Origin of the sequence: Bradyrhizobium manausense (assembly GCF_018131105.1) — a bacterium.
GTDB classification, from domain to species: domain Bacteria; phylum Pseudomonadota; class Alphaproteobacteria; order Rhizobiales; family Xanthobacteraceae; genus Bradyrhizobium; species Bradyrhizobium manausense_B.
Genome location: NZ_JAFCJI010000006.1, coordinates 101,384 through 124,377, shown reverse-complemented (window position 1 = coordinate 124,377; position 22,994 = coordinate 101,384). Strand labels below are relative to the sequence as shown.

The window sequence follows — 22,994 nt, the reverse complement described above, 5'->3', positions numbered from 1 at the left end:
CGTCAGCGCTCCGGCCAATCCGCGATAAAATTCTTCGCCCTGTATGGCTCGATCTTGTCCCATTCGTGCAGGATCCGACGACGAAACTCGGCGTCGGTATGCCAAAGCGTGCGCGGCGTCGCAAAACTGTCGACGGTGAGCAGCAGCTTCGTCACTTCCGGCCAGTGCCGGTGCAGCGTCATCGGATAACGTCGCGCCGTCCAGGTGTTGCCGAGGCAAATCACGCTGCGGATGTTGTGCAGTCCCAGCGCCGCATCGATGACCGGCAGCGAGAAGATCACGTTCTCACCGGTGTTCATCGCACGATGCTCTTCGAGAATCCGGTCCGCCGGAATGCCTGCCGCGACCATCGCCGCCTTGATGATCATGCACTCGGATTGCTCCGAGCCGGCCGTGACACCGCCGCTGACAATCGACCAGCGGAAATAGCCCTCGCGCCAGAGCCGCGCCGCGGTCGCGACACGGAGCGCAACGTCCTCGCGGGTACCGAACAGGAACAGCAGATCGGCCGGCTGAAGCGGCGTATCGATCAGATGGGTGCGATTGATCTCGGCGATCTCGTCCGCCGTCGGCAGGCGCCTAGCGTGGTCCGTGACTGTCATCGCATCACGATGCGGGACCGGCGCGCGACTGCGAAGTCACGTTTGATTGCGGCCGATTGCAGGCGCTACGGCAGCAAGGACCGGGGCAACTGGTCGAAGGTGTAGCGGCGCGGCTGGTTGCGCCGGACGAAACCGCCGACCTGCCAGACGAACAGCGCGGCAAAGCCGAGGATGAACAGCACGCCGGCGAATTCACCGATCATCAGCGCGCGGATCAATAGTCCCGCCATCGCCACCGCCAGCAGCGCCAGGAACGCCAGCACTGCGGCATAGGTGTTGCGGCCGAGGCCGGCGGTCAGCGTGGCGCGGCTGCCGGCCTTCGCCATCCGCGCGTGAAGCTCGACGATGAAGTCGCGAAAGCCATTGTCCTGTGGCGCCATCAGCGCCGCGGTCTGCCAGCTCGTCGACAGGATCGCGATTCGACCGCCACTGGCGCGACTGACATCGGCGCGAAAGCGATGCTGCTGCATCGAGACCGGACGGAACGACAGCCTGATTGCACTGATTTCGTCATAGCGCCAGAGGCCGGAACGGCCGGCAATGTGCCAGGACAATCCGTCCTCGGTGAGCTCGAAGCGATGCGCCGAGCCGATCAGCGACGCCTTGTAGGCATAGCCCGTGACCGATCCGCCCTGCCCGTCCAACACCTGCATGCTCAATCCCATCTGCGATCCGCTTGCGCGATCGCCCTTCCCCATCCTACAAGCGGGGCATGGCTGAGACGATCTATTTTCCGCGCCGCCTGATTCTCGGAGCCGCCATGATCGCGGGCGTGCTGCTCGCGCTCGCGGTGCACATGCTGGGCGCGCGCTATGGGCTCGACCTCGGCGGCCTCTGGCGCTCCGACACGCACGAATTCATGCCGACCGGTGCTGCGATCGCCTGGTGGCTGATCGCGACCGTCGGATTCTCGGGCGGCTATTTCACGGCGTCGTTGATGCAAAGCGCCGTCTCCGGCCAGATCCCGCAGAGGATGCGCCAATTCCTGATCGCGGTCGGCGTGCTGCTGCTTGCCGGCGCCGGACAGGCAGCTTCGGCGCCGAGCCCGATCCCGACCGTCTCCGGCGTGCTCGCGGGTCTCGCGGCGCTTTGCCTCGGCGCCGTGATGGCGTTTTGCGGCGCGCATTTCGCGCTGCGCCGCGGCTAACTCCTCAAGCCGAAGCGCGCAGTCGCGGCCGGTCCAGCATCATCGCGACATCGGAGGCCGGCCGCGGCTGGCTGAACAGATAGCCTTGCGCCTGGGTGCAACCTTCGCGCCTCAGCAGCTCGAGCTGCGCGTCGTTCTCGACGCCCTCCGCCGTGGTGACGATGCCGAGGCTGCGGCCAAGGCCGGTCACGGCGCGGATGATCGCCACCGAATCCTCGCGCGTGGCGAGCTCTGACACGAAGGAGCGGTCGATCTTGATTTTGTCGAAGGGGAAGCTGCGCAGGTAGCTCAGCGACGAATAGCCGGTGCCGAAATCATCGAGCGAGATGCGCACGCCCATGGCGCGCAGATCGTGCAACGTGGTCAACGTCGCTTCGCTGTTCTGGAGCAGCACGGATTCGGTGATCTCGAGCTCGAGCCTGTTCGCCGCGAGCCCCGATTTCTCCAGCGCCTCGGTCACCGATGTGATCAGGTTCGGATTCTTGAACTGCACCGGCGACAGGTTGACGGCGACCCCGATGTCAACGGGCCAGGTCGCGGCATCCGCACAGGCACTATGCAACACGATTTCGCCGAGTTGCACGATGAGTCCGGTCTCCTCGGCGAGCGGAATGAAGTTGAGCGGCGAGATCAGGCCGCGCTGCGGATGATTCCAGCGCATCAGCGCCTCGAAGGCGACGACGCGGTCGCTGGCGACATCGCGGATCGGCTGATAATAGGGCTGGAACTCGCTGCGCTGAAGCGCCGCCCGCAGATCCATTTCCAGGAGGCGCCGCGCCTGCGCGCGGGCATCCATGCCGGTCTCGAAGAAGCGGTAGGTGCCGCGGCCATCAGCTTTGGCGCGGTACAGCGCGAGGTCGGCGTTCTTCAAGAGCTCGTCGGGATTGCTGCCGTCCTGCGGTGAAAGCGAGATGCCGATGGAGACGCCGATCACGATCTGGTGGTCGTCGATCTCGTAAGGCGCGGAGATCACCTCGACGAGGCGGCCGGCGAGCGCTCGCGCAGCAGCCTCTTCCGACCGGCCGATCTGGACAACGGCGAACTCGTCGCCGCCGAGACGGGCGACAGTGTCGTGCTCTCCGACGGTCGCCTTCAGCCTGCGACCGACCTCCTTCAGCAGTGCATCGCCAATCGGATGGCCAAGCGAGTCGTTGATATCCTTGAAATGATCGAGGTCGAGGCAGAGCACCGCGAGTTGGTCGTCCGACGCTGCCCGGCGCAATCCCTGTTCGAGCTGCTCGTGGAACAGCACGCGATTCGGCAGATTGGTCAGCGCGTCATGGCGCGCCATGTGCGAGATCCTGGCCTGCGCCTCCAGCCATTCGGTGATGTCCTCGAAGGTGGCGACCCAACCGCCGCCCTGCATCGGCTGGTTGACGACGCGGATCGAGCGATCGAACCGGCGAATGACATCCGTCGTCGTACGTCCTTCCCGGGCATCCCCGACGAGGCGCGCGAAGAACTGCTCGGGATCGCCAGTCCACTGTCCCTTCGCCGCCTCCTCGCGGAGAACCTCGATCAACACGCGCCCCGTAAGCTGCATGTCGGAGCGGCGGAGCATCGCCGCATAGCGTTCGTTGAACAGAATGATCTTGCCCTCGGCATCGAACATGCACAGTCCCTGCGACATGTTCTCGAGCGCGGTGTCGAGCACAACCTGCTGGCGCCCGATCTCGCCCTTGGCGCGACGGTCGAGCACGGCCGCCACAAGTGCGATAGCGAGAATGGCCACAGCCGCACCGGCGGTCATGATGGACAACGATGCCGGCGGGATCGAAAGGCCGTCAATCGCAAGCGTCGGATCAGGCGTCAGTTCCAGTGCGCCCATCGCGGTGAAATGGTGCGAGACGATGGCAACCGTCAACAGGACCGTCGCGCCAAGTGCGTTGGACAGGCTGTCGCCTCGTCCTGCGACGAACAGCGCGCACGATCCGAAGATGATGCCGAGCAGGATCGAGAGCGTCACGGTTCCGGTGGCCCAGCCGACATGGGCAGGAATCTCGAACGCCATCATGCCGGTGTAATGCATCGCTGCGACACCGCCGCCAACGACGGCCCCGCCGAGCGCGATCAGAATTCCGCGCGTCGTCGAAACCGAGATGCTGAGACCGATGAAGGTCACCGCGATTGCAAAGATCAGCGAGAGGATCGTCACGGGGATATTGTAGGCACCACCGGCGCCCGGACCGTAGGCCTGCATGGCGATGAAATGTGTTGCCCAGATTCCGCAGCCAGCCACGACGGCATCGAGCGTGATCCATACGAGGCGAGCACCGCCGTTCGTCGCACGCGCCCTGTGGAACAGGCTGATCGCCGCCGCGCTCGCGAGAAGGCACACCGCGCCACCGAGTGCGACCAGACGCCAATCGTGCTGGTCCGTAAGACAAAACAGAACTTGATACATTGCCGGCCCCTATTCCATCGGGCACTAGAACCGGCAGAGGTGGACAGTCGGTAACTGGCTATGCGGCGGTTAGCGGAATGGTGAACAGGTAATGTGTGCGGTCACTCACATTGTTCGTCCGCCTGCGCCTTTGCACCGAAGCCCATCAGGCCGGCGGCCACCAGTAGCACGGCCGCCGATATGATTAGCGACTGGTGAAAGCCGCTCATGAATGCATCACCGGACGCGACCAGCGACCCGAACAACGCGACACCCATGACGCTGCCGGTCTGCCGCGTCGCATTGAGGACACCCGCGGCAATCCCCGAGCGCGCTTTCTCGACGCTGCCGAGCAAGGTCGAAGTCAGCGGCGGTACCAGGAGGCCAAGTCCCCCGCTGATCGCAATCAGCTGCGCGAAGATCGCCCAATAGCTCGTCCCAGCCTCGATCCAGAGCAGGCCGAGACAGCCAAGTGCGGAGATAGAGGCACCGACGACGATGGTCGGGCACGCGCCGATGCGCTCGGCCAGGCGCGGCGCCAGCAGATTGACCGGCAACACCGCGCCCATCATCGGCACGAAGGCAAGCCCGGTCCACCACGGCGACAGGCCGTTGATCCGCTGGAAATAGAGGCTGAGCACGAAGATCAGTCCGTAGATCGCGACGTTGACGAGGAGGCCGACGATCGTTGTCAGGGTAAACAACCGGTGACTGAACAGGGACAGCGGTAGCATCGGCTGCGCCGTGCGGCTCTCGCGCCAGACGAACAGCGCCGCGAGGACAGCCGAGGCCACGAACGCGGTGATCACGGCCGGGTGGTTCCATCCGAGCGCGCCAGCTTCGATGATCGCGCCCGCGAGCGACCCAAGCGCGCCGATCGCGGCAAGCTGGCCGGGCAGATCGATCTCACGCGATCGCGCCCGGGTGGTTTCGGTCGCATAGCGCCAGCTTAGCCACAGGCCGGCAAGGCCGATGGGCAGATTGACAAGGAAGATCGCACGCCAGCCGACCAGCGTGATCAGTGCGCCGCCGACGAAGGGGCCGGCGGTCAGCGCCAGGCTTGCGCCTGCCGCCCAGACCGCGACGGCGCGGCCGCGGGCGCGGTCATCGGTGTAAGCATGGTTCAGCAGCGCCAGCGAATTCGGCACCAGGATCGCCGCCGCCAGTCCCTGGATCAACCGTGCACCGATCAGCGCGATCGCATTGGGAGATAATGCACAGGCCAGCGAGGCCGCGGTGAAGATCGCGAACCCCGCCATGAAGATGCGTTTGGCGCCGATGCGGTCGCCGAGTGCGCCGGCCGTGAGAATGAAGGCGGCAAAGGCGATGGTGTAGGCACTCACCACCCATTGCAATTCGGCGACGCCGCCGCCAAGCGTCTTGCCGATGGCGTCGAGCGCGGTGTTGACGATGGTGACATCAAGCTGCACGACGCCATAGCCGAGGCTCATCGCGGTCAGCGTCAAAGCGGACGCAGCTTGCGCGCCTCGCGTGTTCCTCGCGCTCAGAGACGAATGCGCATGAAGAAATTCTGCCGGCATGATCCACCTCGATGTTTGCGGGTGAACGCCAGCGATACGCTTTCGTTGCGTGAGCATGCTTCGGTTATGATCGAAACATCATTGTGAAATGAATCGTATGCTGCACTGGAAAACATCGAGGCTTTCGCCCTGCATGCCATGCAAGCCCCGTTCACGCGCAAGCATGGGAACAGTGCGAGATCACTTCGTGTTGAACCGCTTATCTTACCTTCAAGGCATCGAAGTCATGGCAAGAGTTGGCAACACCTCAGTTCCCTCGCGCGCGAGTTCGGAGTTCGGCAAGACCGCAACCATCATTGCTGTCGGATGCCTGATCGGCGCACTGTTTGCCGGCAGCACGGTCGCAACCCCGCTCTACGTCATCTACAAACAGCAACTGGGCTTCTCCCAGATCACGTTGACCCTGATCTACGCCGTCTATGTCGTCGGAAACCTGACGGCACTCATGATCTTCGGCCGGATGTCCGATCAGGTCGGGCGGCGGCGTTCCGCGATCATTGCCGTCGGCATCGCTGCCGTGGGCGCGCTCGTGTTCCTGTTCGCGCATGGTGTCGCCTCGCTCTACGTCGCACGCGTGCTGAGCGGCCTTGCGATCGGGATTGGTGCCGGAACTGGCACCGCATGGCTTGCGGAACTGATCGCCGAACAGGACCGCTCTCGCGCGACCGTGATTGCAACAATCACGAACTTCACCGGCCTTGGCCTCGGCGCATTGATTTCCGGCCTGCTCGCCGAATATGTCGCGTTTCCGCTGCGAACACCGTTCATCGCTTATCTCGCGGTGCTGGTCGTGGTCGCAGCCCTTCTGGCCTTCGCCCGCGAGACGGTCGATCGTCCCCTCGCCGACTTCGCGCAACTGTCGATGCGGCCGCGCGTCGGCGTTCCGTCGTCGATCCGGTCGCGGTTCGTGGCGCCCGCGGTCACCGGCTTCGGTGGCATGGCCCTCGTCGCCTTTTTTGCCGCGCTTGCGCCGAGCGTGCTTGCGGGCGAGCTGCACGTCACCAGCCACGCGATTGCCGGCGCGATTTTCCTCGAGCTTGCAGCTGCCGTTGCACTCGTCATTGCACTGACGCGCAAGCTGTCGAGCCGTGCCGCGATGCTATGGTCGCTCGGCCTGATGCTGCCGAGCCTTGCCCTGCTCGTCACCGCACAGTTCGCAGGATCTCTTGGCGTCATGATCGCGGCGACCGCCACCTGCGGCGTCGCTGCGGGGCTCGGCTATCGCGGCAGCCTTCAAGTGGTGAACCAGATCGCACCGGATGATCGTCGCGCCGAGGTAGTCTCGGCCTATTTCATCTGTTGCTTTCTCGGCAACGCGCTTCCGGTGATCGGAATCGGAGTCCTCTCGACCCTGATCAGCTCGACTGTCGCGAGCCTGATCTTCGCCGTGACCATTGCGGTGTTTGCGGTGGTTGCACTGGTGTTCGGCCTGAAATACCAGGCTAGCTAGACTCGGCTAAAAAAGTGAGACGCCGCGCGGAAGCACGGCGTCTCCTGAAAGCGGTATCTCGCTCTTAGCTTGCCGCCCGCAAATTCACCTTGCTCTCGGCAAGCGACGTCAATTTCTTGTCGGTCGCCTTCTCTTCCTCGAGCGTCTTGGCGAGCACCGCAGCGCAATCGCTGCGGCCGAGCTGCTTGGCCCAGGCGATCAGGCTGCCGTAGCGCACGATCTCGTAATGTTCGGCGGCCTGCGCCGCGTTGATCAGCGCCGCGTCGAGCACCGCCTTGTCCGCGACTTCACCCGCGGTTTCGTCGGCCTCCTCGATGATGCCATCGATTGCCGGACAGTCGACAGCCTTGACCTTGGCGCCGTGCATCTTGAACACTTCCTCGAGCCGCGTGACGTGCTGCTTGGTTTCCTCGAGGTGCGTCAAAAAGCCCTGCTTCAGCTGCGGATCGGTCGCCTTATCTGCCATTTTCGGCAGCGCCTTGGTGAGCTGCTGCTCGGCATAATAGATATCCTGTAGCTGATGCACGAACAGGTCGTTCATGGTCTTGATGTCCTTGGTGAACAGTCCCATCGTTCCGATCCTCGCAGGTTTCGGGAACACGACGACGCCGGCTTGTAAGAAAAGCCGGGACTTTCGCCGTGTTCGATTGCTGATGGGGCGCTAACCGGTGCCCAGCACCGTCGTTCCAAAAATGCCTCGCATCGTTTGCGCCGGAACAATGCTTGCGAGCGCAGGATTTGAAACCATCTGAACATACGGGCGCGCGATCGAAGCCTGGCCGCCGACTCATATGCTTAACGCGCCGGCCATGTGAACCACTTATGACAAAAATGGCCGATCGGGCGCAGAACCTATCGTTGTCAAGGGCTGCACAAGTCGCTGATTTTGCCTTAAATGAGCTACATCATGCCTAGCGATCGACGCCCATTTCGGGCAGTGATCGCAACCGACTGGCCAATGTCTGGCCCGGTCGGCCTTGCCCCCCGCCGGGAGGATGAATGCACGGACTGCTGCCCGCGCTGAAACGCGGCTTCAAGAGATGGATCGGCTGGCGCCGGCTCGGAGTTGCCGCGAGCGTGATGATCATCGCCTTCGCGATCACGACGCTGCTGCGCACCCTCAAGGGCATCGATACCAGCGTAATCCTGACTGCGTTGACCGAAATTCCCCGCGGGCATATCGGGCTTGCCGCGATTTGCGTGTTCTTCGCGTTCTGTACGCTGACTTTCTACGACTTTTTTGCACTGCGAACGATCGGCAAGAAGCACGTGCCCTATCGCATCGCAGCGCTGTCGAGCTTCACGTCCTATTCAATCGGCCACAACATCGGCGCCACGGTATTCACGGGCGGTGCGATCCGCTTCCGGATTTATTCGGACTACGGGCTGAACGCGATCGACGTCGCCAAGATCTGCTTCCTCTCCGGCCTGACTTTCTGGCTCGGTAACATCTTCGTGCTGTCGATCGGCATGGCCATCCATCCGGACGCAGCCTCCTACATGGACCAGTTGCCGTCGTCGATTAACCGGCTGATCGCGTTCGGCGGCCTTGCCTCGATCGGCGCCTATCTGGTCTGGCTGTGCATGGGCGAGAAGCGCCGCGAGCTCGGACAGAAGGGCTGGAAAGTGGTGCTGCCGTCAGCGCCGCTGACGCTGGTGCAGATCCTGATCGGGGTGGTCGATCTCGGCTTCTGTGCCTTTGCGATGTATCTGCTGATACCGTCCACTCCGCCGATCGATTTCCTGTCGCTCGCGGTGGTGTTCATCCTGGCGACCCTGCTCGGCTTTGCCAGCCATGCGCCCGGCTCCATCGGGGTGTTCGACGCCGCCATGCTGGTGGCACTGCCCGAATTCGGCCGCGAGCAGTTGCTGGCGACCCTGCTGGTCTTCCGCATTCTCTATTTCGTGATCCCGTTTGGCCTCGCCATCTCCATCATGGGCACTCGCGAGCTCTGGATGAACGTCGTCCAGCCCTGGCAGGAGCGGCGGCGACTGGCAGAAGCCTGCGCGCAGGCCAACCTGCCCAAGCAGGTGACGGCGATGGAGCACGAGCGGTCGCTGCGCCAGGCCAGCAAGCGGTAAGGCCGACCGACGATCGCGCCAGCGGCCCGTACCGGCCGCAGACAAAGGTTGCAGGCCGAACGGCAATCCTCTCTTATTTCCGCCTCAACTTTGCCGTTGAAGACGCGGGCCATGATCCCTGTTTCCCTTCGCCGATGTATCGCGGGAGCCCTGCTGCTGGCAGGACTTCTCGCCGCTTTGCCGTGTCAACCCGCAGCCGCGCAGGATGCCGGTGCCCTGCAGATCAATTGGGAGGTCCGCAATCGCTTCCGCCTGTTCCGCGAGGAGCGCGACTTCCTGCTGCATGTCGAGAATGCCCGCAATCGCAGCATTCTCGCCGCCGAACAGTCGCTGGAGTTGCAAAGCGAAGGCCGTGGCTGGGCCCGCAACATGGTCAACCGGCTCTGCATCGACCTCCAGGGCCGGGTCAACCAGCCCTGTACCCGCGATAACGTCAAAGAGAACTACCTCACCCCGATCGACCATCCCATCACCGTGCGCCTGACGGGTGCGGTGCCGGTCGGCGCCACCTGCGCGTGGTCGTTCGACGATGGCGACGGACCGCAAACCTCGACCTTCGACTGCGCCGAGCCGGTCAATCTGCGGGTCCGCTACGGCAAGCAGACGGTGGCGACCGTCGACGTCTCCTCCGGCTCCGATCCGAGCCAGCGCATCCAGACCGAGATCCAGGTCCGCGACATCTTCATCGCTGGCCTTGGCGACAGCATCGCCTCCGGCGAAGGCAATCCGGACCGGCCGCTGGCGCTGTCGGACGAGGGTTTTTGCTTCCGCTCTTATCTCGGCACTGCCGGCGGCCAGTATTACCGGCCGAGCCGCGCCGGCTTCAAGGGCGGCCGCGCCTGCGAGGCACCGGATACGCTCGCGAACTGGCAGCGCTACAGCGCCCTCTGGTTCAACTCGCCCTGCCACCGCTCGCTTTACAGCTACCAGGCTCGTACCGCGCTCGCGCTCGCGGTGCGCTACACCCATATCGCCGTCACCTATCTTCCGCTCGCCTGCACCGGTGCCAGCATCAGCGATGGGCTGCTCGGTTCGCAGCGCGCCCGCGAATGCCCGCCTGGCAAGACCGGCGTCTGCAACACCAGCGTGAACGCCCAGGTCGCCGAGTTGCGCGAAGCGCTCACCGCAGCGAAGAAGCGCCAACCGGACCGCAACCTCGATCTCGTGCTGCTCTCGATCGGCGCCAACGACGTCTACTTCTCCGGCCTTGTCGCCGACGTCATCGTTGAAACCGCGACCGAGCGGGCGCTGTTCCGCCGCTCCGGCGTGATGGCGACCGTCGACGAGTCCCGCGACGCATTGCAGCGTGAGCTGCCACAGAATTTCGTCAAGCTGCGCGAGGCGCTGAAGCCGTTGGTCGGCGGCGACCTATCGCACGTGGTCTACGTCTCCTACGCCAATCCGGCGCTGGCCGATGGCGGCGTGCCCTGCCGCGGCGGCCGCGCCGGCTTCGACATCCATCCCGCGTTCAACGCCGATCCGCAGCGCCTCGCCCGCGTCTCGACCTTCGTCGATACCGAGTTTCTTCCGCAGTTGAAGGGGCTTGCCACCTGCACCCGCGGCGCGCTGTGCCGCGATCCGGAAGCCGACCGCATGACCTTCGTCGACACGCATCAGGCTGCGTTCGCCGATCACGGTTTTTGCGCCCATTCCGGCAATGACCCCGAATTCGATCGCACCTGCTTTGCCGAGAATGGCCAGAGCTTCAATCCTGACATCGTCAGCGCAGCGAGCCAGCCCATGCTGTGCGGCCGCGGCGCCTCGGAATATCGCGCCTACCTGCCGCGTGCGCGCTGGATCCGCGACGCCAACGACAGCTATTTCGCGGCGATGACCTATCCGCAAGGGTTGCCGGCGGCGAGCCAGCCGAACGACATCCACGACGCGACCTGGGGCGTGCTTTCGGCCGTCTATGGCGGCGCCGTACACCCGAGCGCCGAAGGCCACGCGGCGATGGCGGATGCGACACTGCCCGCCGCAAGCGCCGTGCTCGGCCTGGACGCTGTGCCACCCAACGTGACGCGCGGCCTGCTCGCACCGCTGTTGCCGGGCGTGCAGCAGTAGCTGCTCCGCATCATTGCGAGCGGAGCGAAGCAATCCAGAGTCCCACAACGGAAAGATTCTGGATTGCTTCGCTCCGCTCGCAATGACGAGTTTGCGGTACGTTCCCCACCTTGCCGTTCCATCAATTCAAAAACGGCATCAATCGATACTCCCTTGAACTTGGACACTTTCCTGCATGCGCCTCTAGGAGTCGCCTCGAGGAAACATTCGAGATCTAAGGAGGCGCCTGATGAGCGCAGTGGTGTCCGTAACGGACGTGAGGAGATCTCGCGTCAGGCTGTTCATCGTGACCATGCTGTTCCTGGTCACCACGGTCAATTACGCCGACCGCGCCACGCTCTCGATCGCGGGCCCCGCACTCTCCAAGGAATTGCATCTCGATCCTGTCGCGATGGGGTGGATCTTCTCGGCCTTCGGCTGGTCCTATGTCGTCGCACAGGTGCCGGGTGGCTGGCTGCTCGACCGCTACGGCTCGCGCCTCGTCTATGCCTTCAGCATCATCATCTGGTCGCTGTTCACGGTGATGCAGGGCTGGGTCGGCTTCTTGAGCGCCGGCACTGCCGTCGCCGTACTGTTCGCGCTTCGTCTGCTGGTCGGCGTCGCGGAAGCGCCGTCCTTTCCTGCCAACGCCCGCATCGTCGCGGCGTGGTTTCCGGGCAATGAGCGCGGCACCGCGTCGGCCTTCTTCAACTCGGGGCAGTATTTCGCCACCGTGATCTTCGCGCCGCTGATGGGCTGGATCGCCCATGATTACGGCTGGCGCTACGTGTTCTTCGTGATGGGCGCACTTGGCGTCATCATGGGCCTCGCCTGGATCAAGACCGTCTACGGCCCGAAGGAGCACCCCTCGATCAACGAGGCCGAGTTCGACTACATCAAGGAAGGCGGCGCGCTGGTCGATCTGGATGCACCGAAAGACGAGCGTGCGCCGGAATCCGGCCCGAGATGGGACCATATCCGCCAGTTGCTCTCCAACCGCATGATGCTGGGCGTCTATCTCGGCCAGTACTGCATCAACACGCTGACCTATTTCTTCCTGACCTGGTTCCCGGTCTACCTGGTCAAGGAGCGCGGCCTGTCGATCCTGCAAGCCGGCTTCGTGGCGACGTTGCCCGCTCTGTGCGGCTTCATCGGCGGCGTGCTTGGCGGCGTCATCTCCGACGCCATCCTGCGCAAGACCGGTTCGCTGACCATGGCGCGCAAGATCCCGATCGTCGGCGGCATGCTGCTGTCGATGTCGATCATCGCCTGCAACTATGTCGACGGTCAGGCGCTGGTGGTCGGCTTCATGGCGCTCGCCTTCTTCGGCAAGGGCATCGGCGCGCTCGGCTGGGCGGTCGTCTCCGACACCTCGCCCAAGGAGGCCGGCGGCGTCTCCGGCGGCCTGTTCAATTCCTTCGGCAACCTCTCCTCGATCACCACGCCCATCGTGATCGGCTACATCGTGGCCGCGACCGGCTCCTTCAACGGTGCCCTGGTGTTCGTCGGCATCAACGCGCTGGTGGCCGCGGTGGCCTATCTCGTGGTGGTCGGCAAGATCGAGCGGGTGGTGCTCAAACGTTCCTCCTGAGCGCTCTGAGTAATCGGAGTGGGACAGGCAACTCAACGGCGGCCCTAAAAAGCCGCCGTCTTTGTTTTGGGGATGATCGATGCTAGAAGTGCCGGGGAAACGCCTTATCCATCTAAGGCATGTATCGATGTTCGACCTCAACCAGCTCCGCTGTTTCGTCACGGTGGCGGAAGAACTGCATTTCGGCCGCGCCGCCGCGCGACTGAACATGACCCAACCACCGCTGTCCCGGCAGATCCAGGTGCTGGAGCACATCATTGACGCGCCGCTCCTGGAGCGCACCAGCCGCTCGGTGCGCTTGACCCCGGCCGGCCGCAGCTTCCTGCCCGAGGCCCGCCGGATCCTGAAGCTTGCGGAAAGCGCATCCCAGGTTGCCCGGCGGATCGCGCTCGGCAAGACCGGTTCGCTGAAGATCGGCTTCACGGCCGCAGCCGCCTACGGCTTCCTGCCCGAACTGGTCGCAGCCTGCCGTGCCAAGCTGCCGGAGGTCGATTTCTCGCTGAAGGAGATGGTCTCAGGCGACCAGTTCGAGGCGCTGACCTCGGGCCAGATCGATGCCGGCCTGCTGCGGCCGCCGATCGCGCGGCCCGAGCTTGCCAGCCGCCGCGTCGTCGCCGAGCCCCTGCTCGCCGCCATCCCGAAAAAGCATCCGCTGGCGAACGCGGACAACATCACCATCAAGGATTTCGACGACCAGCCCTTCGTGATGTATTCGCCCTATGAGAGCCGATACTTCCATGATCTGCTGGTGGCCCTGTTCACCCGCGCCGACATCCTGCCGCGCTATGTGCAGCACTTGAGTCAAATCCACTCGATCCTCGCCATGGTGCGCGCCGGCCTTGGCCTCGCTATCGTCCCTGCCGCGGCAGCGGGCCTCAAAATCTCCGACGTCCGGCTGCGGCCCCTCAAGCTGCGCACGCGTGTTCCGGTCGAGTTGTTCATGGTCTGGCGCCGCGACAACGAGGATCCGCTGCTGTCGGCGCTGGTCAAACTCGCCGGCGAATTGTCCTCGGCCGAGGTGATGGAAGATTGATGCTCAATCCGCATCGGTCGATATAGGCTTTGGCTTGGACGCGCATCGAACGGTCTCCTAAACAACGGCGCATGGACGCGCGGCCTTCTTGCGTCCTCCACAACATGAGAAACAGGGAGCAGCGCCCATGAGCAAGATGACCCCGCAGGAAATGGCCCAGAAGATCGGATCGGGCCTCCTGTCCTTCCCCGTCACGCCGTTCAAGGCGGACTATTCCTTCGACGAAGCGACCTACCGCGCCAACATGGATTGGCTGTGCGGCTATGATGTCGCAGGTCTGTTCGCCGCCGGTGGCACTGGCGAGTTTTTCTCGCTGACCCCGACCGAGGTCCCTCAGGTGGTCAAGGTTGCCGTCGAGGAGACCAAGGGCCGCGTGCCCGTGCTCGCCGGCACCGGCTACGGCACCGCAATCGCCCGCGAGATCGCGATCGGCGCCGAAAAGGCCGGCGCTGACGGCCTGCTGCTGCTGCCGCCCTACCTGACCCATTCCGAGCAGGACGGCCTTGCCGCTCACGTCGAGGCCGTCTGCGCCTCCGTGAAGATCGGCGTCATCGTCTATAACCGCGACAACGCCATCCTCCAGCCCGACACGGTCGCCCGCCTCGCCGAGCGCTGCCCGAACCTCGTCGGCTACAAGGACGGCATCGGCGACATCGAGCTGATGACCCGCGTCCACACCAAGCTCGGGGATCGCCTCACCTATGTCGGCGGCCTGCCGACCGCCGAGACCTTCGCGCTGCCCTATCTCGACATGGGCGTGACGACTTATTCCTCGGCCGTGTTCAACTTCGTGCCGGAGTTTGCCACCAACTTCTATGCCGCCGTGCGTAAGCGCGACCACGCGACGATCCACGCCGGCTTGAAGAATTTCATCCTGCCGCTGATCGAGATCCGCAACCGCAAGAAGGGCTATGCAGTCTCGATCATCAAGGCCGGCATGAAGGTGATCGGCCGCGATTCCGGTCCGGTTCGCTCGCCGCTGACCGATCTTACCGAGCAGGAGATTGCGGAACTGACCGCACTGGTGAAGAATCAGCCCGCCGCAGGATCGACACGGCAGGCGGCAGAATAAAGCAAGACAGCAAGGAGGAGCGTGCGATGGCCCAGACTGAGATCTCCGGCGCGCCGGTCGTCACCGCGATGCAGGTGATCCCGGTCGCAGGCCGCGACAGCATGCTCCTCAATCTGAGCGGCGCACACGCGCCCTTCTTTACCCGCAACATCGTCATCCTCACCGACAATGCCGGACACACCGGCGTCGGCGAGGTGCCGGGCGGGCAAAAAATCTGGCAGACGCTCCAGGACGCCAGGGATCTCGTGATCGGCAAGACCGTCGGTGCGATGAACAACATCCTCGCCGATGTCCGCACGGCCTTCGCCGACCGCGACGCCGGCGGCCGCGGCAAGCAGACCTTTGATCTGCGCGTGATGATCCACGCCGTCACCGCGATCGAATCCGCGCTCCTCGACCTGCTCGGCCAGCATCTCAATTTGCCGGTCGCAGCCCTGCTCGGCGAAGGCCAGCAGCGCAAGAGCGTCGAGACGCTCGGCTATCTCTTCTTCGTCGGCGACCGGCGGAAGAGCAAGCTCGACTATGTAAAAGGCGAAACCGGCAAGGCCGAATGGTTCAACCTCCGTCATCAGGAGGCAATGACGCCGGAGACGGTGGTGCGGCTGGCGGAAGCCACCCACGACCATTACGGCTTCGCCGATTTCAAGCTGAAGGGCGGCGTGCTGCGGGGCGAGCAGGAGATCGAGGCGGTCACAGCCATTGCCAGGCGCTTCCCCAACGCCCGCGTCACGCTCGACCCGAACGGCGCCTGGTCGCTCGACGAGGCCATCAGCCTCTGCAAGAACATGCACGGCATCCTCGCCTATGCCGAGGATCCCTGTGGCGCCGAGGCGGGCTTCTCCGGCAGAGAGATCATGGCCGAGTTCCGCCGCGCCACCGGCCTGCCGACCGCAACCAACATGATCGCGACCGATTGGCGCCAGCTCAGCCACGCGCTGCGCCTCGGCGCGGTGGACATTCCGCTGGCCGATCCCCATTTCTGGACGATGCAGGGCTCGGTGCGCGTCGCCCAGACCTGCCGCGACAACGGCCTGACCTGGGGCTCGCACTCGAACAACCACTTTGACATTTCGCTCGCCATGTTCACCCATGTCGGCGCCGCGGCTCCCGGCAAGGTCACCGCGATCGATACTCACTGGATCTGGCAGGATGGCCAGGCGCTGACGAAAGAGCCGCTGCTGATCCGCGACGGCAAGATCGCGGTCCCGGATCGCCCGGGCCTCGGCATCGAGATCGACCGTGCGGCCATCGAGGCCGCGCATGAACTCTACAAGCAGCATGGCCTCGGCGCCCGCGACGACGCCACAGCCATGCAGGACCTGATCCCGGGCTGGACGTTTGACGACAAGCGGCCCTGCCTCGTTCGGTAAGAAACTTCAGACATGACCTCGGAAGAGTGGACACCGGTTTTCCGATAAGGATCATGCCCCTTAAACAAGGAGGAATGAGATGACTGCGATCTTGAAAAACTTCATCGGCGGTGAATGGGTCGACGGCTCCGCCGTCACCAAGAACATCAACCCCTCCAATACCAACGATCTCGTCGGCGAGTACGCCAAGGCCGACAAGGCTCAGACCGAAAAGGCGATTGCGGCTGCGAAGGCCGCGTTCCCCGCCTGGGCGCAGTCGACGCCGCAGGTGCGTTTTGATGCACTCAACAAGATTTCGCTCGAGATCCTCGCCCGCAAGGAAGAGCTCGGCCGCCTGCTCGCCCGCGAGGAAGGCAAGACGCTTCCCGAGGGCATCGGCGAGGTCGCCCGCGCCGGCCAGATCTTTGCGTTCTTCGCCGGCGAGGCGTTGCGCCTGATCGGCGAAAAGGGTGCATCCGTCCGTCCCGGCCTCGACGTCGAACTCACCCGCGAGCCGGTCGGCGTCGTCGGCATGATCACGCCCTGGAATTTCCCGATCGCGATCCCGGCCTGGAAGATCGCGCCCGCGCTCTGCTACGGCAACACGGTCGTGTTCAAGCCTGCCGAACTGGTGCCGGGCTCGGCACATGCGCTGTCCGAGATCATCACCCGCTCCGGCATTCCGGCCGGCGTGTTCAACCTCGTGGTCGGCTCCGGCTCAGTGGTCGGCCAGACGCTGCTCGATCACCCTGATGTCGCCGCGATCTCCTTCACCGGCTCTGTGCAGACCGGCCGCAAGATCGCGCAGGCCTGCGTGCTCTCGAACCCGATGAAGAAGTTCCAGCTCGAGATGGGCGGCAAGAATCCGCTGGTCGTGCTCGACGACGCTGACCTGAAGACTGCCGTCGAAGTTGCCGTCAACGGCGCCTATTTCTCGACCGGCCAGCGCTGCACGGCATCTTCCCGCCTGATCGTAACCGAAGGCATCCATGACCGCTTCGTCGCCGCGATGGCCGAACGTCTGAAGGGACTGTCGGTGGACGACGCGCTCAAGACCGGCGTACATATCGGTCCCGTCGTCGACCAGAGTCAGCTCGACCAGGATCTGCGCTACATCAAGATCGGCCAGGACGAAGGCGCCAAGCTCGCCTGGGGCGGCGAACTGCTCAAGCGCGAGACGCCCGGCCACTACCTCCAGCCCGCGCTGTTCACCGAAGCCAACAACAACATGCGCATCGCGCGTGAGGAAATCTTCGGCCCCGTCGCCGCCGTGATCCGTGCCAAGAACTACGAGGAAGCGCTGGCGATCTCGAACGACACCGAGTTCGGTCTCGCTTCCGGCATCTGCACCACCAGCCTGAAATACGCCTCGCACTACAAGCGCAACAGCGAGTCCGGCATGGTGATGGTCAATCTGCCAACCGCCGGCGTCGACTATCACGTGCCGTTTGGCGGCCGGAAGGGCTCGAGCTACGGCGCCCGCGAGCAGGGCTCCTATGCACGCGAGTTCTACACAACGGTGAAGACCGCCTATACCTATCCCGGCTAACCACGGGGAAGATCAAATGGACCAGGACGTCGCAGCGAAAGAGCAGCCCCGCTATATCAAGCTCAACGAGCGCGATAATGTCGCGATCGTGGTCAATGATTTCGGGCTTCCCGCCGGCTCCCGCTTTGCCTGCGGACTGACGCTGCGTGCCTTTGTGCCGCAAGGGCACAAGACCGCCCTGGTCGACATCGCGCAAGACCAGCCGATCATCCGCTATGGCGAGGTGATCGGCTACGCGCTCTCGCCAATCCTGGCCGGCGAATGGGTCGACGAGGCGCGCATCCGCATGCCGGAGGCCCCGGCCCTCGACAAGCTGGAAATCTCGACAGCAGTGCCAGCGCCGCTGCCGCCGCTCGAAGGATTTAGCTTCGAAGGCTATCGCAATCCGGACGGATCGGTCGGCACCAAGAACATTCTCGGCATTTCCTCCTCCGTGCAATGCGTCAAAGGCACGATGGAATACGCAGTGAAGCGCATCCGCGCCGAGCTGCTGCCGAAGTACCCGAACGTCGACGACGTCGTGCCGTTGACGCATGCCTATGGCTGCGGCGTCGCCATCACCGCGCCCGATGCTGTCGTGCCGATCCGCACGCTGCAAAACCTCGCGCTCAACCCGAATTTCGGCGGCGAGATCCTGGTCATCAGCCTGGGCTGCGAAAAGCTAGCGCCCGAACGGCTTGTGCCCGAGGGCGTCAGCGATGCCATCGTCCGCATGCAGGACGAGGCCTTCGACGGCTTTGGCGCGATCGTGGACGCGATCATGACGCAAGCCGAAGCCCGCCTGAAGATCCTCAACAAGCGCACCCGTGAGACCTGCCCCGCGGCCGACCTCGTGATCGGCCTGCAGTGCGGCGGCAGCGATGCTTTTTCCGGCGTCACTGCGAACCCCGCTCTCGGCTTTGCAGCCGATCTGCTGGTTCGAGCCGGCGCCACCGTGATGTTCTCCGAAGTGACGGAGGTGCGCGACGCCATCCAGCTTCTCACCCGCCGTGCCATCAACGAGGACGTCGGCCGTGCGCTGGTGCGCGAGATGGCCTGGTACGACTCTTATCTCGCTCGTGGCGGCGCCGATCGCAGCGCCAACACCACGCCCGGGAACAAGAAGGGCGGCCTCGCCAACATCGTCGAGAAATCACTCGGCTCGATCGTCAAGTCCGGCTCGAGCGCCATCACCGGCGTGCTCTCGCCCGGCCAGAAGGCGACGCAGAAGGGCATGCTGTTCGCGGCAACGCCGGCAAGCGACTTCATCTGCGGCACGCTCCAGCTCGCCTCCGGCATGACCTTGCAAGTGTTCACTACCGGCCGCGGCACACCCTACGGGCTCGCCGCCGCGCCTGTGATCAAGGTCGCGACCCGCACCGAGCTCGCGCGTCGCTGGAAGGATTTGATCGATTTCGACGCCGGCGGCATCGCCACGGGCGCAAAGACCATCGAGGAAACCGGCTGGGACCTGTTCCGCCTGATCCTCGACGTCGCCTCCGGCCGCACCAAGCCGTGGTCGGATCGTTGGGGCATCCACAACGATCTCACGTTGTTCAATCCGGCGCCGGTGACCTGAGCGCCCGCAACGCGTCCAAGAGGACATCGATGTCCCGCATCACGACCCTGCGCACGATCCGCATCGACGAGCGGCCGAACCTGATCTGGGTCGAGATCGAGACCGACGAAGGACTGACCGGCCTCGGCGAAAGCTTTCGCGGCGCGCAGGCAGTCGAAGCTGCCGTGCACGAGCTCACCGCACCGCTGGTGCTCGGCCAGGACTCCCGGCGCATCGAGGCCATCTCGCGCCAATTGCTGACGCCTTATCTCGGATTTCACAGTGTCAGTGCCGAGGTACGCGCGGCCAGTGCGATCGACATCGCGCTGTGGGACCTCAAGGGCCAGCGTCACGGCATCCCCGTGCACGAAGCGCTCGGCGGCGCGAGCCGGCTGGAAATCCGCGCCTACAACACCTGCGCCGGCTACGCCTACAACACGAGGAGCGCAAAACGCCGCGAGATCGGCGCTGATGATGCCGCGCTCGGCCCCTATGACGACCAGATCGCCTTCATGCGCGACGCCGGTGCGCTTGCCGAGAGCCTCTTGAGCGAAGGCTATGGCGCCATGAAGATCTGGCCGTTCGATCCCTTCGCCGCCAATGGCGGCCATGCGATTTCGCTCACGGACCTGAAAGCCGGACTGGAGCCGTTCCGCAAGATCCGCGACGCCGTCGGCGATCGCATCGAGATCATGTGCGAATTGCACAGCCTGTGGGGCATGCACACCGCCGAGCGCATCTGCCGTGCGCTGGAAGATTACGGCGTGTTCTGGGTCGAGGACCCTCTCAACAAGATGGACGACGTGCGGGGCCTCGCCGATCTCAGGCGGCGCGTGAAGACGCCGATCTGCGGCAGCGAGACGCTGGCGGGCGCGGCGAGCTTCCGCAATCTGCTCGCCGCCGATGCCGTCGACGTCGTGATGCTCGACATCGCCTGGTGCGGCGGCCTCAGCGAAGCGCGCAAGATCGCGGCGCTGAGCGAGGCCTACAACAAGCCGCTCGCGCCGCACGACTGCACCGGGCCGGTGGCGCTGATGGCGGGACTGCATCTGGCGCTGCATGCGCCGACCGCGATCTTCCAGGAAGTGGTGCGCGCGACGCTGTCGACCTGGTATCGCGATCTCGTCACCGCGCTGCCCGTCGTGAACAACGGCATCGTGTCGGCACCGACCGCGCCCGGTCTCGGACTGGCGCTCAATCCGGACCTGTGCCGCCGTGCGGATGCAGTGGTGCGAGAGTCCAGATTCGGCGCATAAGGCGCGATCTGCGCCGTCTCGCGAAACGGTCCTGAAACATTGACGCAGGAAACTTCGTCTTCGCTTCGTCGCGACGGCGTCGCGCAACCAAATTCCCATCCTGTGGAAGACGAATGTTCGCACACGAGCGAACCTGTCGCGGCACTGCCGCGACCAAACTTCCGATTGTCATCTTTCTCGGAGATTTTGAAATGCGTACTCTCTCCATGATTGCCGTTGCCGGCGTAATGATTGCAAGCTCAGCCAGCGCATTTGCCGGCGAGATTCCCTCTTACGAAGTGAAGTCGTTTCCGATTTCGACGATGCAGGTGCAGGTGCTCGGCGGCGCCGGCGTTCAGGAGCAGTCGACGGCGCCCGCGATGATCGTCGCCGGCATGCCGGCCTCGCCTGCGCAGATGTCCGTGCTGTCGCCGCGCGTCAAGCGGCTCGCCAGCGCGAGCTCCGATAGCGAGGCGCGCTAAGGCTTCCATCGATCACGGCGCCCGCATCAGTTGCGGGCGCCGTGATCGTTTTCAAGTCATGCTGCCCGGCATGAAGCATCGCACGCGCGGGTGGCCGTCGATATAATGCTTCCACACCATGGTGCGGCCGATCCTGTTCGGCTCGGTGACGACAGCGCCGTCGGGCACGACGACCCACTCCTCGTCGAGATGCACACGATAGTGTCCCCTGTCGGACTCCCAGTCAACGTCGGCAACGACATAGCCGTCAGCGTCCGAGCAGCACTGCCCGTACTCGCTGCGCAGGCTCTCGAACCAGGGTTTGAGCGGCGAGTTGGCGTAGCGTCCGTCGTCGCGCGCGAGTGCCGATGTCGCCAGCGGCAGCATCAGCCCCAGCAGCGTCATCGCACGCAGTTTTGCAGGTCTCATGACGTCGTCTCACAGATCGAGGCCGGCACCGCGAGGAACCCGCGACGCCGCTCGCGTCCTTGAACAGGCGCGGAAGCGGCGACTCGTTCCTCCGGCAGATTTGTCGACAGCTATGCAAATCCAACGCCAGCGCGCATTCCGGGGAACTACTGGCGATAGCCACGCTTGATCCGGCCTGATGTCCTGCTTTTGTGACGTGCCGACGGCTGGCGGAGGCGCGTTCTGGAGGCTTTCCTTGGCGTGTCAGGACGTGTACGAAGCGGGGCGCGACCGCAATCGTTGACCGACTGTTTCGAATGGCTGAATTGGGTATCGGCGTGACCGGCTTTGGACCGCCAGCGCCATGAGCGACTCCAGAGACCTGCTTCCCGGTCAAACGGAGCCGACCGATTTGCCCGCAAACCAGGTGCAGTTTGCGCTGGTGCTTTCGCGCATGCTTGACACGGTCAAGGACGACGCCGAAGCCAGGCGGCAGATGGTCTACGATCTTGCCCGCTACAAGCTCCAGGAACAATTCACCTACGCCGACGCCAAGAACGTCGACAACATGAAGCAGGCCCTCGAAGTCGCGATCGAAGGGGTCGAAAAATTCTCGCGCGAGCAGGCGCCGCTGGAGCGCTTGCCGCAACACCAGCTCACGTCGTCCAAGGTGACCGAAGCGGGCCCTGTTTTGGTGTCCGGCGATGCGACCGTCTTGTCGTCGGGGATCGGCAGGTCCCGCGGCAAGCTGCCTGCGGTCTCAGGCCCGCTTTTGCCGGTGATCAAGCGTACAGCGGCCATCCTTGTCGTCGTCGGCGTAGTCATGGTGATCGTTTCGCAGCGAGACAGGATCGCCGCCATGCGCCGGGTGATCTCGTCGCAGACGCCAGAGATCGCGCTGGTCGCGCCCAAGCCCGAGACTTCGATCACGGTGGCCAAGCCGGAAATGATGCCCGCTGCCCCGCCTCAGCCAACACGCGTGCTTCCGACCGACTACGGTATCTACGCCTTGATTGACGACAAATCGCTGACTGAGCTGAGGGCGATCGCCGTGATGGCGCCGGACATGCGCATAGCGATTTCACCGGAGTTCAAGAAGCCTGATCGACCGCATCTGTCGAATGGCCGCGTCAAGTTCATCGTGTTTCGCCGCGACATGTCAAATGTGATCCCCGAGCGCGTCGAAGTCCGGGTGGTCGCGAAGGTCAGAGAGTTTTCGACCGGCACCGTCAAAACGCCGGGTGATGGAGAGGACGCCGGCGTCATCCGCAACTTCTCTTATCCGTTTCGGATCTCGCCGATTCCGGGAAAAGCGGAAATGTACGAGCTTCACGCCAGCGATGCGGACCTCGAACTTCCGCCGGGACATTACGTCCTGAGTCTGGGATTGCAGGCCTATTATTTTCAGGTGGACGGCGAGATCACGGATCCCCGGCAGTGCCTCGAGCGGGTCGCGGCCGGCAATGGCACCTTCTATTCGCCGTGCCAGAAGGCACCGACATATTGACTGT

Annotated in this window: 19 protein-coding genes; 13 read left to right on the top strand and 6 right to left on the bottom strand. The window is 64.1% G+C overall.

What is annotated here, in order from left to right:
* Positions 1 to 2: 2 nt before the first annotated feature.
* Both JQ631_RS30585 and JQ631_RS30580 read right to left on the bottom strand, forming a co-directional pair.
* Positions 3 to 602, bottom strand: coding sequence for a YdcF family protein (locus JQ631_RS30585; RefSeq protein WP_212333307.1), 600 nt, complete (start codon positions 600 to 602; stop codon positions 3 to 5).
* A 65-nt stretch (positions 603 to 667) separates the two neighbouring features.
* Positions 668 to 1,255, bottom strand: a complete 588-nt coding sequence (locus JQ631_RS30580; protein WP_212333306.1) for a hypothetical protein — start codon at positions 1,253 to 1,255, stop codon at positions 668 to 670.
* 59 nt (positions 1,256 to 1,314) lie between these two features.
* On the opposite strand from JQ631_RS30580, the gene JQ631_RS30575 reads away from it, so the two are divergent.
* Positions 1,315 to 1,749 (top strand): hypothetical protein, encoded by a 435-nt coding sequence (locus JQ631_RS30575; RefSeq protein WP_212333305.1) that lies wholly within the window; start codon positions 1,315 to 1,317, stop codon positions 1,747 to 1,749.
* Between the two features lie 4 nt (positions 1,750 to 1,753).
* Here the strand turns inward: JQ631_RS30575 and JQ631_RS30570 are convergent, their stop codons facing one another.
* Positions 1,754 to 4,153: a bifunctional diguanylate cyclase/phosphodiesterase gene (locus tag JQ631_RS30570; RefSeq protein ID WP_212333304.1), complete on the bottom strand. Its 2,400-nt coding sequence runs from the start codon at positions 4,151 to 4,153 to the stop codon at positions 1,754 to 1,756.
* A gap of 101 nt (positions 4,154 to 4,254) precedes the next feature.
* The gene (locus tag JQ631_RS30565) at positions 4,255 to 5,673 is read right to left on the bottom strand and encodes an MFS transporter (RefSeq protein WP_212333302.1); all 1,419 of its coding nucleotides are present in this window, start codon (positions 5,671 to 5,673) and stop codon (positions 4,255 to 4,257) included.
* A gap of 226 nt (positions 5,674 to 5,899) precedes the next feature.
* On the opposite strand from JQ631_RS30565, the gene JQ631_RS30560 reads away from it, so the two are divergent.
* Positions 5,900 to 7,123, top strand: coding sequence for an MFS transporter (locus JQ631_RS30560; protein ID WP_212333300.1), 1,224 nt, complete (start codon positions 5,900 to 5,902; stop codon positions 7,121 to 7,123).
* A 64-nt stretch (positions 7,124 to 7,187) separates the two neighbouring features.
* Here the strand turns inward: JQ631_RS30560 and JQ631_RS30555 are convergent, their stop codons facing one another.
* A complete protein-coding gene (locus JQ631_RS30555) occupies positions 7,188 to 7,694 on the bottom strand; it encodes a YciE/YciF ferroxidase family protein (RefSeq protein WP_212333299.1) in 507 nt (168 codons plus the stop codon).
* 428 nt (positions 7,695 to 8,122) lie between these two features.
* Here JQ631_RS30555 and JQ631_RS30550 point away from each other — a divergent pair, with 428 nt between their 5' ends.
* From JQ631_RS30550 to JQ631_RS30505, 10 genes are all read left to right on the top strand, one after another.
* Positions 8,123 to 9,205 carry a lysylphosphatidylglycerol synthase transmembrane domain-containing protein gene (locus tag JQ631_RS30550; RefSeq protein WP_212333298.1) on the top strand — a complete coding sequence of 361 codons (1,083 nt, stop codon included), beginning with the start codon at positions 8,123 to 8,125 and terminating at the stop codon, positions 9,203 to 9,205.
* A gap of 111 nt (positions 9,206 to 9,316) precedes the next feature.
* Positions 9,317 to 11,269 carry an SGNH/GDSL hydrolase family protein gene (locus JQ631_RS30545; RefSeq protein ID WP_212333297.1) on the top strand — a complete coding sequence of 651 codons (1,953 nt, stop codon included), beginning with the start codon at positions 9,317 to 9,319 and terminating at the stop codon, positions 11,267 to 11,269.
* A 229-nt stretch (positions 11,270 to 11,498) separates the two neighbouring features.
* The gene (locus JQ631_RS30540; protein ID WP_212333296.1) at positions 11,499 to 12,839 is read left to right on the top strand and encodes an MFS transporter; all 1,341 of its coding nucleotides are present in this window, start codon (positions 11,499 to 11,501) and stop codon (positions 12,837 to 12,839) included.
* A gap of 127 nt (positions 12,840 to 12,966) precedes the next feature.
* Positions 12,967 to 13,872, top strand: a complete 906-nt coding sequence (locus tag JQ631_RS30535; protein ID WP_212333295.1) for a LysR family transcriptional regulator — start codon at positions 12,967 to 12,969, stop codon at positions 13,870 to 13,872.
* A gap of 127 nt (positions 13,873 to 13,999) precedes the next feature.
* Positions 14,000 to 14,944: a 5-dehydro-4-deoxyglucarate dehydratase gene (gene kdgD / locus JQ631_RS30530; RefSeq protein ID WP_212333294.1), complete on the top strand. Its 945-nt coding sequence runs from the start codon at positions 14,000 to 14,002 to the stop codon at positions 14,942 to 14,944.
* A 26-nt stretch (positions 14,945 to 14,970) separates the two neighbouring features.
* Positions 14,971 to 16,314, top strand: a complete 1,344-nt coding sequence (gudD, locus tag JQ631_RS30525; protein WP_212333293.1) for a glucarate dehydratase — start codon at positions 14,971 to 14,973, stop codon at positions 16,312 to 16,314.
* Between the two features lie 79 nt (positions 16,315 to 16,393).
* A complete protein-coding gene (locus JQ631_RS30520) occupies positions 16,394 to 17,842 on the top strand; it encodes an aldehyde dehydrogenase family protein (RefSeq protein WP_212333292.1) in 1,449 nt (482 codons plus the stop codon).
* A 16-nt stretch (positions 17,843 to 17,858) separates the two neighbouring features.
* A complete protein-coding gene (gene garD, locus JQ631_RS30515; protein ID WP_212333290.1) occupies positions 17,859 to 19,400 on the top strand; it encodes a galactarate dehydratase in 1,542 nt (513 codons plus the stop codon).
* A gap of 29 nt (positions 19,401 to 19,429) precedes the next feature.
* On the top strand, positions 19,430 to 20,635 hold the full coding sequence (locus tag JQ631_RS30510; protein ID WP_212333288.1) for a mandelate racemase/muconate lactonizing enzyme family protein: 1,206 nt from the start codon (positions 19,430 to 19,432) through the stop codon (positions 20,633 to 20,635).
* A gap of 191 nt (positions 20,636 to 20,826) precedes the next feature.
* Positions 20,827 to 21,096, top strand: coding sequence for a hypothetical protein (locus JQ631_RS30505; RefSeq protein ID WP_212333286.1), 270 nt, complete (start codon positions 20,827 to 20,829; stop codon positions 21,094 to 21,096).
* Positions 21,097 to 21,147: 51 nt separating this feature from the next.
* Here JQ631_RS30505 and JQ631_RS30500 read toward each other — a convergent pair whose 3' ends face one another.
* Positions 21,148 to 21,504 (bottom strand): hypothetical protein, encoded by a 357-nt coding sequence (locus JQ631_RS30500; RefSeq protein WP_212333284.1) that lies wholly within the window; start codon positions 21,502 to 21,504, stop codon positions 21,148 to 21,150.
* 343 nt (positions 21,505 to 21,847) lie between these two features.
* On the opposite strand from JQ631_RS30500, the gene JQ631_RS30495 reads away from it, so the two are divergent.
* Positions 21,848 to 22,990 carry a hypothetical protein gene (locus tag JQ631_RS30495; RefSeq protein ID WP_212333282.1) on the top strand — a complete coding sequence of 381 codons (1,143 nt, stop codon included), beginning with the start codon at positions 21,848 to 21,850 and terminating at the stop codon, positions 22,988 to 22,990.
* Positions 22,991 to 22,994: the final 4 nt, after the last annotated feature.